Source organism: Stutzerimonas stutzeri (assembly GCF_024448985.1).
GTDB classification, from domain to species: Bacteria; Pseudomonadota; Gammaproteobacteria; order Pseudomonadales; family Pseudomonadaceae; genus Stutzerimonas; species Stutzerimonas stutzeri_AP.
This window is the reverse complement of sequence record NZ_JAMOII010000022.1, coordinates 1-13,245: the sequence shown is the minus strand read 5'-3', so window position 1 is coordinate 13,245 and position 13,245 is coordinate 1. Positions and strand designations below refer to the sequence as shown.

Genomic DNA, 13,245 nt, shown 5'->3' with positions numbered 1-13,245 from the left:
CTCGTAAAGGGTTTGGTTCTGAGAATAACGTTGCTCGCCGGAAGAGTGAACTCAGTCAAGTCGTCAGGCCGGAGCGTGCTGTACGATCCGCCGCCGATCAATGATCGCTTCGCGGCTTGCCGCATCACCTGCCACGGATAGGCCGGTTCGCCACGCTTTGCTGGCCCGCCTTCCGCTCTAAAAAGGACTTTGCCATGAAAGATATTTTCTTCTTCGACGCCATGTTGACGCCCAAGATCATCACCCTGGTGTACTGGGCGGGGCTTCTGGCCGTCATTATCTGCGGTGTTGCCGCCATGTTCGGCGTATTCGGCGGAGGCCTCTGGTCCGGCCTGGCGATCCTGGTTGGCGGACTGGTCGGCACGCGACTCTGGTGTGAGCTGCTGATCGTGATGTTTAAGATCAACGACAACCTGAAGAAAATTGCCATTCGTCAGTGATTGGCCGAGGCGGCTTCCCTGCCGCCTTTTCTACCTTTTCTCTCCTACCGTCATTCGACCTGAGCGCGAACCTTCACCCCGATGTCCGGCTGGTCGATGAACAGGCCGTCGATGCCGGCGTCGAGGTAGGCCCGGATGTCAGCTTCAATGTCGCCGCGTTCGGACGGTTCGTCACCGGCGCGCAGATTGGTCGGCAGGAACGCGTTCTCGGCGCGGAAGGTATACGGATGCACCTTGAGTCCCGCAGCGTGGGCGTTCGGGACGAACTCCGTGGCTTGGCCCAGATTGCCGTTGGCGTCGCGCGGGATGATGTAGCTCTTCTCGGGGCCGACGCCCGCCGCGTAACGTGAAATCGCCTTGAGCCCTTCGGCCGTCGCCATCTGTGCATAGGTCAGCTCGCTGCCGCGCACCTGCTGGTCGTACGGCTGGCCGCCGCTGAACAGTTGAACCAGCCGCAGCTGCGTCAGGCGGCTCAGGGTCTTCAGGTTTTCCACTTCGAACGACTGGATGTACACCGGTGCATTGCGTCCGGCGTAGCCGTTGCGGTGAAGGATGCGCACCAGCGGCTGCTCCATGGCCAGGCCCAGCTGCTGGAAATGCGTCGGGTGCTTGGTCTCGGGGTATAGGCCGATACGGCGGCGCTCGCTCAGCTGCAGGGTTTTCACCAGGTCGATGATTTCTTGCAGCGTGGGGATTTCCAGGCCGCCGTCGAGGCGGGCGTTGCCGGGACGGATCTCCGGAATGCGCTCGATGGCGCGCAGCGTTTTCAGCTCGGCCAGGGTGAAATCTTCGCTGAACCAACCGGTCAGGCTGACGCCGTCGACCATCTGCGTGCGTTTGCGATCGGCGAATTCAGGGTGCTGGGACACATCGGTGGTCAGCCCGAGTTCGTTGTCGTGACGGGCAACCAGTTCCCCGTCGCGGGTCATCACCAGATCCGGCTCGATGTAGTCGGCGCCCTGCAGAACGGCCAGGGCGTACGAAGCGAGCGTGTGCTCGGGAACGTAGCCGCTGGCGCCGCGGTGGGCGATCACCAGCGGGTTGGGCTCGTTGTGATGCCCTTGCAGTTTCGCGACACTGGCCGAATCGGGAGTGGCGGCGAATGTGGCGATCGGCAGCAACAAGCCGCAGGCGGTGAACCAGTGACGTAGCGTACGGGTAGGGGCCATGTGGGCGTCTCCGTGGGAGGGGAGCGATCAGCCTGAAGCGTATCAGTGACGCCCGCTTGACGCTTCGGTGGTACGAACATGACAGTTCGATGTTATTGACGTTAACCCGGCGCCGCTGACTGCCCGTGGGCCCTCTGCTATCCTCGCCGCCATGAATCAGACCAACCTTCCCCTTGCCATGATCGCCGCGCTCGCGGAAAACCGGGTCATCGGCCTCGAGAACCGCATGCCCTGGCATCTGCCGGCCGATCTCAAGCACTTCAAAGCGAAGACCCTTGGAAAGCCGATCATCATGGGACGCAAGACCTGGGACTCACTCGGGCGCCCGCTGCCGGGGCGGCTTAACCTGGTGGTCAGTCGTCAGCCGGATCTACAACTCGAAGGCGCCGAAACCTTCACCAGTCTGGACGCTGCGCTGGTTCGCGCCGAGCAATGGGCGCGCGAGCAGGGCGTCGATGAGCTGATGCTGATCGGCGGTGCGCAGCTCTATGCCCAGGCCTTAGGCCAGGCACAGCGCCTGTATCTGACCCGCATCGAAGCCAACCCCGACGGCGACGCGTTCTTCCCGCCGTTTGACGAAGCCGAATGGCAGCGCAGCGACTGTCAGGCGCATCCGGCCGAGGGTGAGGCGCCGGGCTATCGCTTCGAGACCTGGCAGCGGGGCTGAATCGCCCAGCTTTCCTTGATCGACACCAAGTCCTCGCTTGGCGTCAGGTTCTATGCTTTCCGCTCGTTTGCCACGAGACTTTTCTATGCAGAACAACAGACCGGACGCCGGAGAGACGATCGCGGCGATATTCGTACGTCATCCGCTCTGGGAGGATGCGCTGGCCTTGCTGCTGGGCACCGCGATGGTGGCGCTGGGCATCGCCTTTTATAGCCATGCGGGTCTGCTGACCGGCGGCACGGTGGGCCTGGCCTTCCTCCTCAAGTATTTCGCCGGTTGGCCCTTCGGGCTGGTGTTCTTCACGCTCAACCTCCCTTTCTACCTCTTGGCGATCTGGCGCATGGGCTGGGGTTTTACCCTGCGCACCGTCGTTGCCGTGGGGCTGGTCTCGCTGCTGGCCGAGTTGACGCCACACTGGATCCGCTTCGCCGAATTGAATATTTACTACGCGACGCTGTTCGGCGGCTTCGCCATGGGCGTCGGGCTGCTGATGTTGTTCCGCCACCGCGCCAGCCTCGGCGGGGTGAACATCTTGGCGTTGTATCTGCAGGATCGCATCGGCCTGCGCGCGGGCACCTTCCAGATGTGCATCGATGCGTTGATCGTGCTAGCAGCGGTGTTCGTCGTGCCGCCGGAAAAGGTCGTGCTATCCGTGCTCGGTGCGGTGGCGCTGAACCTGGTGCTGGCGATTAACCATCGTGCCGACCGGTATATGGGAGTCAGCTAGCCCAGCGTAACCAGCTGCGGGCGGGGCTGGCCGTCTTCGATGTCCAGCAACGCCAGGCTGATCGGCAGCGTGAAGCGGCGCCGCCCGGCACTGCCCGGATTGATGTAGAGCACATTGTCGATCTGCTCGATCTTCGGCTGATGGGAATGCCCGGCGATCACCACGGCGATACCGGCGTCGGCAGGGTTCAGCGCCAGTTCCTTGAGATCGTGCAGCACGTGAATGCGCAGCCCGCCAAGCTGCAGATCCAGCCGCTCGGGGATTTCGGCGGCCCATTCACCGCTGTCGACATTGCCGCGAATCGCGTCCAGCGGCGCCAGCTCTCGCAGCGCGTCAAAAACTTCCGCCTTGCCGATGTCGCCTGCATGGATGATGCGGTCGCAACCTTTCAATGCGGCCACCGCTTCGGGCCGAAGCAGGCCGTGGGTGTCGGAAATGATGCCGATGCGCATGCGGACTCCAGTCGTTCGAGTGTGCTCCAGGTTAAGGCAACCGAGACTTGGCTGCGGTTCGATGTTGCGGCAGTCTGATGTTCGAACGAACAGGGCGAGTCAATGGAACGGGTCGATTGCATCGTCATCGGGGCGGGAGTCGTGGGGCTTGCTGTGGCACGGGTACTGGCGCGAACCGGGCGCGAGGTGCTGATTGTGGAAGCCGAGGCGGCCATCGGCACGGGCACCAGTTCGCGCAACAGCGAAGTCATTCATGCCGGCATTTATTATCCGCAAGGCTCGCTGAAGGCGCGGCTATGCGTGGCCGGGCGGGATGCGCTCTATGCCTTCTGCGACAGCCACGGCGTCCCTTATCGGCGCTGCGGCAAGCTGATCGTTGCGACCGACGCGTCGCAACTGGCCGGGCTTCAAGCGCTACAGGCGCACGGCACCGCCAACGGCGTCGATGATCTGCAGCGGCTCGATGGCGACGAGGTGAAAGCGCTAGAGCCGCAGCTGAGCGCCGTCGCGGGACTCCTGTCACCGAGCACCGGCATCGTCGACAGCCACGCGCTGATGCTGGCGCTGCAGGGCGACGCCGAGCGCGCGGGTGCGTTGCTGGCGCTGCGTGCGCCAGTGCAGGCAATGGAGGTTACGGATGCCGGGTTGCGTGTCGATATCGGTGGCGATGAGCCGATGACGCTGATCGCGTCGGCCGTGATCAACTGCGCCGGGCATGCGGCGCCGGTGATCGCCGCCCGGACCCGAGGCCTGCCTGCCGATGCGGTGCCAATGCGCTATTTCGCCAAGGGCAGTTATTTCAGCCTGGCGACGGCGACGCCTTTCCGGCATCTGGTTTATCCGCTACCCGAGCCAGGCGGGCTGGGTGTGCACCTGACGTTGGATCTGGGTGGTCAGGCCCGCTTCGGCCCGGACGTGCAGTGGGTCGAGTCGCTCGATTACGATCTGGATACTCGTCGTGCCGATGGGTTTTACGCCGCCATCCGCCGTTATTGGCCCGGGCTACCGGATGGCGTGCTGCAACCGGCTTACACCGGCATCCGACCGAAAATCAGCGGCCCGGGCGAGCCAGCGGCGGATTTTCGGATCGACGGCCCGGCGCAGCATGGCATCGCCGGGTTGGTGAATCTGTTCGGTATTGAGTCGCCAGGGCTGACCGCAGCCTTGGCGATTGCCGACGAGGTGTGCCAGCACCTCAGTTGATCAGGCCTGCTCGCGCGTCGTCTCTGGCGACTCGGGCAGAAACCAATTCATCAGCAGTGCGCAGATGCCGCCGGTGGCGACGCCCGACTCCAGTACGTTGCGCAGCGCCGTCGGCAGGTTCGCCAGAAATTCCGGCACCTGGGAAAACCCCAGGCCGAGCGCCAGCGACACCGAGATAATCAGCAGCGCGCGACGATCCAGCTGAATACCGGCAAGGATGTTGATGCCCGCCGCCGCCACCGCACCGAACATCACCAGTGCGGCCCCGCCCAGCACGGGCTCAGGCACCGCTTGCAGCACGCCGGCTACGGCCGGGAACAGGCCGAGCACCACCAGCATCACGGCGATCCACATGCCGATGTAGCGGCTGGCAATGCCGGTCAGCTGGATGATGCCGTTGTTCTGCGCGAACACAGAGCTGGGGAAGGTGTTGAAAATGCCCGCCAGCAGCGAGTTGGCGCCATTGACCAGCACGCCGCCCTTGATGCGCTGCATCCACAACGGGCCTTCGACCGGCTGGCGCGAAAGCTTGCTGGTAGCCGTGATGTCGCCGATGGCTTCCAGCGAGGTGACCAGATAGATCACCACCATGGGGATGAACAAGCTCCAGGAGAAGCCCAGGCCGAAATGCAACGGCATCGGGACTTCGAACAGCTCCGCTTCGCGCATGCCGGTGAAGTCCAGGCGACCGAGGTAAGCGGCCAGTGCATAGCCAATGGCCAGCGCAATAATGATCGCGCAGCTGCGCAGCCACACCACTGGTAACCGGTTGAGCACGACGATGGCCGCCAGCACCACACCGGACAGCAGCAAGTTCTCGCGGCTGGCGAAGGTGCCGTCGCCCATGGCCGCGTAACCGCCGCCCATGCTGATCAGACCGACCTTGATCAGCGTCAGGCCGATCATCAGCACCACGATGCCAGTCACCAATGGTGTGATCAGGCGTTTGATAAAGGGCAGGACGCGCGACACGCCCATCTCGATGAAGGAGCCGGCGATGACCACGCCGAAGATTGCCGCCATCACGCCTTCCACCGGCGTACCTTGCCCCACCATCAGCACGCCGCCAGCGATCAGCGGTCCGACGAAATTGAAGCTGGTGCCCTGCACGATCAGCAGCCCGGCACCCAGCGGTCCGAAGCGCTTGCATTGCACGAAGGTGGCGATGCCGGAGATCACCAGCGACATGGAGACGATGATGTTGGTATCGCGCGGCGATACGCCGATGGCCTGGCAGATCAGCAGGCCGGGAGTGACGATGGGCACGATGATCGCCAGCAGATGCTGCAGTGCGGCGAGAAAAGCGATCCAGGGACGCGGACGGTCATCGAGCCCATAGACCAGCTCGTCTGGCGTTTCGGGGGCGGTTTTATTGTCGGGAGCGCTCATGGCCGTCCTTCCAGGCGAAAAGAGCGCGATTCTACTGACCGGAATGCCGTACGGACAGTGCGGCGTTCGGGGGGCCTTGAAGGCCAGTTGTAGTTATTTCCCGCAACCAGTTGCACTGATACGACTCCTGCAATCACCGAATCTCAATCGAGGAGTGCTCCGAATGAAAATCGCCGTCGCAATGACACTGCTGTCGCTCATGACCGGGTTGGCCCACGCTCAGGAAAGCTGTGCCAGCAAGGAAGCGGGCATTCTCCGCCAGCTGGAGCATGCCCGCGAGCAGGGCAACGCCGGGCGTATTGGCGGCCTGGAAACCGCGCTGAGCAAGGTCCGGGCGCACTGCACCGACGCGGAGCTGCAGGCTGAACGGCAGGAAGATATCGACGAGGCGCGGGAGGAGATCAGCGAGCGTGAAGCCGATCTGCAAGAAGCGTTACGTGGTGGCGATCCGGAGAAGATCGAAACACGCGAGCGCAAGCTGGCCGAAGCCAGGAACGAGTTGCGCGAAATACTAGAAGAATAGGGTTTGGCTAACAAAACAATGCCCGCCTGGATGAGGCGGGCATTGTCTTCAATCGGACTTTCGTGCGGCGCCCTTAACTGCTGGTCGGAACCGCGTCCGTCATCTTGGCTTGCGGTGGCTGCTGCGTGGGTGCGCCGTGGTCTTCGGCGTCGATTACCGGAACCTCGTTGCCGTCCACGTCATACAGCTTGCCATCGCGGAAGTGGTCGCCGTCATGCAGCGCGGCGACATCCTGGTAGCGCAGGGTGCGCTCGCTGGCTGCGGCGAATACCGACTGCTGGTCCGAGTTGCCGGCGGTCAGGTGGTTGAACAGCAGGTTCAGCAGGATCGCCATGATCGCCGCCGAGCTGATGCCCGAGTGGAAGATGGTTTCGAACCAGGCCGGGAAGTGGTGGTAGAAGCTCGGCGCGGCGATCGGGATCATGCCGAAGCCGATCGAGGTGGCGACGATGATCAGGTTCATGTTGTTGCGGTACTCGACCTGCGCCAGGGTGCGGATACCGGCAGCGGCCACGGTGCCGAACAGCACGATGCCGGCGCCGCCGAGCACTGCGGTGGGTACTGCCGCAACCAGACGACCCATCACCGGCAGCAGGCCGAGCGTCACCAGAATCAGGCCGGCAAAGGCCACCACGTAACGGCTCTTGATGCCGGTGACGGCTACCAATCCCACGTTTTGGGCGAAGGCACTCTGGGTGAAGGAGCCGAAGATCGGCGCCAGGCTGCTGGAAATCATGTCTGCCCGCAGACCATCGCCCAGACGTTTGGAGTCGACCTTGGTGTCGATGATTTCGCCGACCGCAAGGATATCGGCGGAGGTTTCCACCAGCGTGACGATGACCACGATCAGCATCGACAGGATCGCCGCGAACTGGAATACCGGCGCGCCGAAATGCAGCGGCGAGGGCATGGCGACCACAGGGCCGTCCAGTACGCCGGAGAAGTCGGCCATGCCGAAGAACACCGCGGCCACGGTACCGACCACCATCGCCAGGAGGATGGACAGACGGGAAATGGTCGCGCTGCCGAGCTTGCTCAGCAACAGCACGCACGCCAGGGTGAAGCCTGCCAGGCCAATATTGGCCATGCTGCCGAAATCCGGTGCCTGGCTGTTGCCACCCATGGCCCAGCGTGCCGCGACGGGCATTAGAGTCAGGCCGATGGTGGTGATGACGATGCCGGTGACCAGAGGTGGGAAGAACTTGGTGATACGAGAGAACACCGGTGTGATCAGCAAGCCGATCAACGAGGCGGCAATCACCGCGCCGAACACCACTGGCAGACCGCCAGCGCCGTCGTTGCCGATGATGGCGATCATAGTCGCCACGCCGGCGAAGGATACGCCCTGTACCAGCGGCAGCTGGCAGCCGAAGAACGGCAGGCCAAGCGTTTGCAACAAGGTGGCCGCACCACCGGCGAACAGCGAGGCGGCGATGAGCAGACCGATTTCGGCCGGCGACAAACCGGCCGCCTGACCGACGATTAGCGGCACCGCAACGATGCCTCCGTACATGGTCAGTACATGTTGCAGGCCATAGGCCAGGTTGGCACCGACGCCGAGGTTCTCGTCCTCTGGACGCTTCTCGGCAGATGTTCTTGCGGATGAGGCTGTCATGATGCTCCTTTCTCGCTGTTTGTTCTTGTGCCCCTAATGTAGACAATTCATTGTCGGAATTACTAGGTTTTTGTATACATTTGTTCTTGACCGAAATGTCAAGTAATGGCAGCGATCTGATGCCAAAAAGCCATATTCAGGTCATTTCCGTCACCTATGCAAGGCGTAACGGCCGGTTAGTCGAAAAAAAAGCAAACGGCCATGCATTGTTTGACGGACGGGCGGCAACGAATGGCCAAAATACGCGTGGGCGTTTACAGCCGGTGCCGGGCTGAAAAGTACCGTAGCGGTACACCGCGCCAGAACGACGAGCCCGGCGCTAGGCCGGGCTCGATGACGATGACGGCGTACCGGTTAGTCTTCCAGCATCGCCTTGTTGCGCACCGCGCCCTTGTCGGCGCTGGTGGCGAGCAGGGCGTAGGCCTTGAGCGCTGTGGTCACCTTGCGCGCGCGTGGCTGAGCCGGCTTCCAACCCTTCTTGTCCTGCTCGATGCGGCGATGGGACAGCTCTTCATCGCTGACCTGCAGCTGGATGCTGCGGTTGGGGATGTCTATCAGGACCTTATCGCCGTCCTGCACCAGACCAATGGCACCGCCCGCAGCCGCTTCTGGCGAGGCGTGACCGATGGACAGGCCTGAAGTGCCGCCGGAGAAGCGACCGTCAGTGAGCAGGGCGCAATCCTTGCCCAGGCCTTTGGACTTCAGATACGAGGTCGGGTAGAGCATTTCCTGCATGCCCGGGCCGCCTTTCGGGCCTTCGTAGCGGATGATGACGATATCGCCGGCCTTCACCTCGTCATTGAGGATGCCCTTCACGGCGCTGTCCTGGCTTTCGAAAATTTTCGCCGTACCTTCGAAGACATGGATGGATTCATCCACGCCCGCGGTTTTCACCACACAGCCATCGAGCGCGATGTTGCCGTAGAGCACGGCCAGGCCACCTTCCTGGGAGTAGGCGTGTTCCACGCTGCGGATGCAGCCGTTTTCGCGGTCGTCATCCAGGCTGTCCCAGCGGGTCGACTGGCTGAACGCCGTCTGCGTCGGGATGCCGGCCGGGCCTGCCTTGAAGAAGGTATGTACCGCTTCGTCCTGGGTCTGGGTGATGTCCCACCGGGCGATGGCTTCTTCCATGCTGCGGCTGTGCACGGTGGGCACATCGGTATGCAGCAGACCGCCGCGCGCAAGTTCGCCGAGGATGGAGAAAATGCCCCCGGCCCGGTGCACGTCTTCCATATGGTACTTCTGGATGTTCGGCGCGACCTTGCACAGCTGCGGCACCTTGCGCGACAGGGCGTCGATGGCGCGCAGGTCGAAATCGACCTCGGCTTCCTGAGCCGCAGCCAGCAGGTGCAGGATGGTGTTGGTGGACCCACCCATGGCGATGTCCAGCGTCATGGCGTTCTCGAACGCGCGGCGGCTGGCGATGTTGCGCGGCAGTACCGATTCGTCGCCCTCGCCGTAATAACGCTGGCACAGCTCGACGACGGTGCGGCCGGCGCGCAGGAACAGCTGCTCGCGATCGCTGTGGGTGGCCAGGGTCGAGCCATTGCCGGGCAGGGCGAGCCCGAGGGCCTCGGCCAGGCAGTTCATGGAGTTGGCTGTGAACATGCCGGAGCAGCTGCCGCAGGTCGGGCAGGCACTGCGCTCGTATTCAGCGACCTTCTCGTCGGAGGCGCTTTCATCGGCGGCGATGACCATTGCGTCGACCAGGTCGAGACCGTGGCTGGCCAGCTTGGTCTTGCCGGCTTCCATCGGGCCACCGGAGACGAATACCACCGGGATATTCAGGCGCAGCGCGGCCATCAGCATGCCGGGGGTGATCTTGTCGCAGTTGGAGATGCAGACGATGGCGTCAGCGCAATGCGCGTTGACCATGTATTCCACCGAGTCGGCGATGATCTCTCGCGAAGGCAGCGAATAGAGCATGCCGTCGTGGCCCATGGCGATGCCGTCATCGACCGCGATGGTGTTGAATTCCTTGGCGACGCCGCCGTGCTTTTCGATCTCGCGAGCGACCAGCTGACCGAGGTCCTTCAGGTGCACGTGACCGGGTACGAACTGGGTGAAGGAGTTGGCGATGGCGATGATCGGCTTCTTGAAGTCTTCGTCCTTCATGCCGGTGGCGCGCCAGAGCGCGCGGGCACCGGCCATGTTGCGGCCGTGCGTGGAGGTTTTCGAGCGGTAATCGGGCATGACGGTTCCTGCGGCTAATCAGCGATACGAATAGTGCTAATGGTGAGCGTCACCTGTTCCGCGTGCAACGGTAGGTGACCGTGCGTGCGGAGGGGCCGGATCGAGGCGGGGTATCGCTCGGACGGCCTGGGCTCATTGGCCCGCCGGGGGATGATGGCGAGGAATGAGCCGATTCTACGCGCGTTCCTGTCAGCGAGCCAAACGGCACGATTACCGGTCCTCATCCTATGTTGAGTTAAGCGCATCAACACTGAATGTAATGATCAATTATTCAGCCGGGGCGAAGCGCAGCCGTTCGTCCGCCGCTAAGACGTTTCCAGTGGCGCGGTGGTTTTCGCTGGCTAGGGTTGACTCGGCCGACTGGCGCCCGCGCTGATGGTAAGCCGGTAGATTCAGGAGGTGCAGTGCGTTCGACTCGCATGGGGTGAGTGGCGCGACGTCCAAACACATGATCAGAACAACAAGAGGAAATACACATGCTGGACATTAAACTCAGCGGTATTGCCGCTGTGCTAGGCCTGGCGATCTGCGGGTCTGCGTTGGCTGCGCCATTGCCGGATACCCCCGGGGCACCATTTCCGGGGGTGTCGAATTTCGAGCGCTCCGGACCTTATGCCACCACCAGCCGCAGCGAAGGTCCAAACTGCCGAATCTATCGGCCTTCCACGCTGGGGCAAAATGGCGTGCGTCATCCGGTCGTGCTGTGGGGCAACGGGACCGGAACTGGGCCAACCGCGTATTCGGGCCTGTTGTCGCATTGGGCTAGCCATGGTTTCGTTGTTGCGGCGGCGGAGACCTCCAACGCCGGCACCGGGCGTGACATGTTGGCCTGCCTTGATTATCTGGTGCAGGAGAGCAACCGCAGCTTCGGTACCTACGTGGGGGTGCTCAATACTGGCCGGGTCGGTACATCCGGTCATTCCCAGGGTGGCGGCGGTTCGATCATGGCCGGGCAGGATGATCGCATAAGCGCTACGGCCCCTATTCAGCCGTACACCATTGGCCTAGGCCATAATCCGGCTTCGCAGCGGAATCAGAAGGGGCCGATGTTCCTGATGTCAGGCGGCGGCGACACCATCGCCTTTCCCTATCTGAACGCGCAGCCGGTCTACGCTCGGGCGAACGTACCGGTGTTCTGGGGCGAGCGACGTTTCGTCAGCCACTTCGAGCCGGTCGGTGACGGTGGGGCCTATCGCGGACCGTCCACAGCGTGGTTCCGTTATCAGCTGATGGAAGATCAGACGGCCCGCACCACCTTCTATGGTCGCTTCTGCGAGTTGTGCACCAGCGTCTTGTGGACCGAGCAGCGCAAGGATATCGAGTAAGCGTTGCGCCGAAACCCTCGCACACGTTGCAGTGCGGGGGTTTCGTCTGCAGTGAGTCATCAACTGTTCGGCAGGATTCGGCAGGTCATGCTCTTGATGTATCTCGTTTCCGGAATCGCCGGATGCACCGGATGGTCTGGGCCCTGGCTGCCCCGTTCGAGCAGCTGGATATTGCGATCCAGATGCCGTGCGCTACCGAGCAGGATGTTCTGCAGGTTGTCTTCCTCCAGGTGCATCGAGCAGCTGGCACTGACCAGGATGCCGTCTTTGTTGAGCAGGCGCATCGCCGTTTCGTTGAGACGACGGTAGGCCGCTTCGCCGTTCTTGACGTCCTTCTTGCGCTTGATGAAGGCTGGCGGGTCGGTAATGACCACGTCGAAGCGCTCCTCGGCATTCTTAAGTTCTTTCAGCGCTTCGAAGGCATCGCCTTCCACGCAGGTCATCTTTTCGGCGACGCCGTTGAGCGCGGCATTGCGTTCGACGCCATCCAGGGCGAACGCCGACGCGTCGACGCAGAATACTTCGCTGGCGCCGAACGCCGCAGCCTGCACACCCCAACCACCGATATAGCTGAACAGGTCGAGCACACGCTTGCCTTTGACGTAAGGGGCAAGACGCGCACGATTCATGCGATGGTCGTAGAACCAGCCGGTTTTCTGGCCCTGCAGCACCGGAGCTTCGAATTTCACGCCGTTCTCTTCCAGAGCAACCCATTCCGGCACCACGCCGAACGCGGTATCGACGTAACGCTCCAGGCCCTCAGCGTCGCGCGCGCTGGAATCGTTCTTCCAAAGCACGCCACGTGGCTTGAGTACCTGCACCAGCGCTTCGAGCACGGCATCCTTGTTGCGCTCCATGGTGGCCGAGGCCAGCTGCACCACGAGATGATCATGGAAGCGGTCCATCACCAGGCCGGGTAGCAGGTCTGAATCACCGTAGATCAGGCGATAGCAAGGCTGGTCGAACAGGCGCTCGCGCAGGGAGAGGGCGACCTGAATGCGATGCACCAGCAGCGATTTGTCCAGGCTATGCTTGAGGTCACGCGACAGCAGACGGGCACAGATCAGATTGTTGGGCGATATCCCAACAATGCCCAGCGGCTTACCGCCAGCCGCTTCGAGAATGGCTTGGTCACCCGCAGCAAAACCGCTGAGCGGCGTGGCTGCGGTGTCCACCTCATTGCTATAGACCCACAGATGGCCGGCACGCAGACGGCGATCGGCATTGGCTTTGAGGCGCAGGCTGGGCAGGGTCATCGGCAGGGCTCCCGGAAAAAGGCGGGCATTGTATAGGAGCGGCAGGCTGCAAGCTCCAGGTTAAAAGCCAAGGCTTGTCTGGGTCGGCTGTTGCCAAAAGCGGCTCGGGGCTTTGCTCGGGGCGAGAGGCTGTCCGCTTTGGTATATGCAGACCGCATTGGTGGGCTGAAGCGGCACGCCGCCCGGCCGAGCCTACAGGCTGTAGCGAGGTCCGTAGGGTGTGCTTCAGCGCACCGGATTCATTCAGCAACGTGGCAAAGCACGACATCGCCTTTGGTGGGCTGAA

At 62.6% G+C, this 13,245-nt stretch carries 12 protein-coding genes; 6 read left to right on the top strand and 6 right to left on the bottom strand.

Annotated features, from left to right (window positions below; translation table 11 throughout):
• Nucleotides 1-194 precede the first annotated feature (194 nt).
• Nucleotides 195-440 carry a DUF4282 domain-containing protein gene (locus NA647_RS17420; RefSeq protein ID WP_256058815.1) on the top strand — a complete coding sequence of 82 codons (246 nt, stop codon included), beginning with the start codon at nucleotides 195-197 and terminating at the stop codon, nucleotides 438-440.
• Between the two features lie 50 nt (nucleotides 441-490).
• On the opposite strand, the gene NA647_RS17415 is transcribed toward NA647_RS17420, so the two are convergent.
• Nucleotides 491-1,609: a glycerophosphodiester phosphodiesterase gene (locus NA647_RS17415; protein WP_256058814.1), complete on the bottom strand. Its 1,119-nt coding sequence runs from the start codon at nucleotides 1,607-1,609 to the stop codon at nucleotides 491-493.
• A 151-nt stretch (nucleotides 1,610-1,760) separates the two neighbouring features.
• On the opposite strand from NA647_RS17415, the gene NA647_RS17410 reads away from it, so the two are divergent.
• Together NA647_RS17410 and NA647_RS17405 are read left to right on the top strand one after the other, a co-directional pair.
• Nucleotides 1,761-2,276 carry a dihydrofolate reductase gene (locus NA647_RS17410; RefSeq protein ID WP_256058813.1) on the top strand — a complete coding sequence of 172 codons (516 nt, stop codon included), beginning with the start codon at nucleotides 1,761-1,763 and terminating at the stop codon, nucleotides 2,274-2,276.
• Nucleotides 2,277-2,361: 85 nt separating this feature from the next.
• Complete coding sequence (locus NA647_RS17405; RefSeq protein WP_256058812.1) at nucleotides 2,362-3,003, top strand: YitT family protein; 642 nt, start codon at nucleotides 2,362-2,364, stop codon at nucleotides 3,001-3,003.
• On the opposite strand, the gene NA647_RS17400 is transcribed toward NA647_RS17405, so the two are convergent.
• Complete coding sequence (locus NA647_RS17400) at nucleotides 3,000-3,455, bottom strand: metallophosphoesterase family protein (protein ID WP_256058811.1); 456 nt, start codon at nucleotides 3,453-3,455, stop codon at nucleotides 3,000-3,002. The genes NA647_RS17405 and NA647_RS17400 overlap by 4 nt on opposite strands.
• Before the next feature lie 102 nt (nucleotides 3,456-3,557).
• Between NA647_RS17400 and NA647_RS17395 the strand changes: the two genes are divergently transcribed.
• Entirely contained in the window at nucleotides 3,558-4,658 is a 1,101-nt protein-coding gene (locus tag NA647_RS17395; RefSeq protein WP_256058810.1) for an NAD(P)/FAD-dependent oxidoreductase, read from the top strand.
• On the opposite strand, the gene NA647_RS17390 is transcribed toward NA647_RS17395, so the two are convergent.
• Nucleotides 4,659-6,047, bottom strand: coding sequence for a uracil-xanthine permease family protein (locus NA647_RS17390; protein WP_256058809.1), 1,389 nt, complete (start codon nucleotides 6,045-6,047; stop codon nucleotides 4,659-4,661). It abuts the gene before it with no gap.
• Nucleotides 6,048-6,210: 163 nt separating this feature from the next.
• On the opposite strand from NA647_RS17390, the gene NA647_RS17385 reads away from it, so the two are divergent.
• Complete coding sequence (locus NA647_RS17385; RefSeq protein ID WP_256058808.1) at nucleotides 6,211-6,570, top strand: DUF1090 domain-containing protein; 360 nt, start codon at nucleotides 6,211-6,213, stop codon at nucleotides 6,568-6,570.
• A gap of 73 nt (nucleotides 6,571-6,643) precedes the next feature.
• Here NA647_RS17385 and NA647_RS17380 read toward each other — a convergent pair whose 3' ends face one another.
• Both NA647_RS17380 and ilvD read right to left on the bottom strand, forming a co-directional pair.
• Complete coding sequence (locus tag NA647_RS17380) at nucleotides 6,644-8,185, bottom strand: nucleobase:cation symporter-2 family protein (RefSeq protein ID WP_256058807.1); 1,542 nt, start codon at nucleotides 8,183-8,185, stop codon at nucleotides 6,644-6,646.
• Between the two features lie 354 nt (nucleotides 8,186-8,539).
• On the bottom strand, nucleotides 8,540-10,378 hold the full coding sequence (gene ilvD, locus NA647_RS17375; RefSeq protein WP_256058806.1) for a dihydroxy-acid dehydratase: 1,839 nt from the start codon (nucleotides 10,376-10,378) through the stop codon (nucleotides 8,540-8,542).
• A 476-nt stretch (nucleotides 10,379-10,854) separates the two neighbouring features.
• On the opposite strand from ilvD, the gene NA647_RS17370 reads away from it, so the two are divergent.
• Nucleotides 10,855-11,703 (top strand): alpha/beta hydrolase, encoded by an 849-nt coding sequence (locus NA647_RS17370; protein WP_256058805.1) that lies wholly within the window; start codon nucleotides 10,855-10,857, stop codon nucleotides 11,701-11,703.
• Nucleotides 11,704-11,762: 59 nt separating this feature from the next.
• Here NA647_RS17370 and NA647_RS17365 read toward each other — a convergent pair whose 3' ends face one another.
• Nucleotides 11,763-12,959 (bottom strand): class I SAM-dependent rRNA methyltransferase, encoded by a 1,197-nt coding sequence (locus tag NA647_RS17365; RefSeq protein WP_256058804.1) that lies wholly within the window; start codon nucleotides 12,957-12,959, stop codon nucleotides 11,763-11,765.
• Nucleotides 12,960-13,245: the final 286 nt, after the last annotated feature.

Coding starts and splice junctions, on each gene's coding strand:
- NA647_RS17420 (WP_256058815.1), top strand. CDS start 195: ATGAAAGATATTTTCTTCTTCGACGCCATGTTGACGCCCAAGATCATC.
- NA647_RS17415 (WP_256058814.1), bottom strand. CDS start 1,609: ATGGCCCCTACCCGTACGCTACGTCACTGGTTCACCGCCTGCGGCTTG.
- NA647_RS17410 (WP_256058813.1), top strand. CDS start 1,761: ATGAATCAGACCAACCTTCCCCTTGCCATGATCGCCGCGCTCGCGGAA.
- NA647_RS17405 (WP_256058812.1), top strand. CDS start 2,362: ATGCAGAACAACAGACCGGACGCCGGAGAGACGATCGCGGCGATATTC.
- NA647_RS17400 (WP_256058811.1), bottom strand. CDS start 3,455: ATGCGCATCGGCATCATTTCCGACACCCACGGCCTGCTTCGGCCCGAA.
- NA647_RS17395 (WP_256058810.1), top strand. CDS start 3,558: ATGGAACGGGTCGATTGCATCGTCATCGGGGCGGGAGTCGTGGGGCTT.
- NA647_RS17390 (WP_256058809.1), bottom strand. CDS start 6,047: ATGAGCGCTCCCGACAATAAAACCGCCCCCGAAACGCCAGACGAGCTG.
- NA647_RS17385 (WP_256058808.1), top strand. CDS start 6,211: ATGAAAATCGCCGTCGCAATGACACTGCTGTCGCTCATGACCGGGTTG.
- NA647_RS17380 (WP_256058807.1), bottom strand. CDS start 8,185: ATGACAGCCTCATCCGCAAGAACATCTGCCGAGAAGCGTCCAGAGGAC.
- ilvD (WP_256058806.1), bottom strand. CDS start 10,378: ATGCCCGATTACCGCTCGAAAACCTCCACGCACGGCCGCAACATGGCC.
- NA647_RS17370 (WP_256058805.1), top strand. CDS start 10,855: ATGCTGGACATTAAACTCAGCGGTATTGCCGCTGTGCTAGGCCTGGCG.
- NA647_RS17365 (WP_256058804.1), bottom strand. CDS start 12,959: ATGACCCTGCCCAGCCTGCGCCTCAAAGCCAATGCCGATCGCCGTCTG.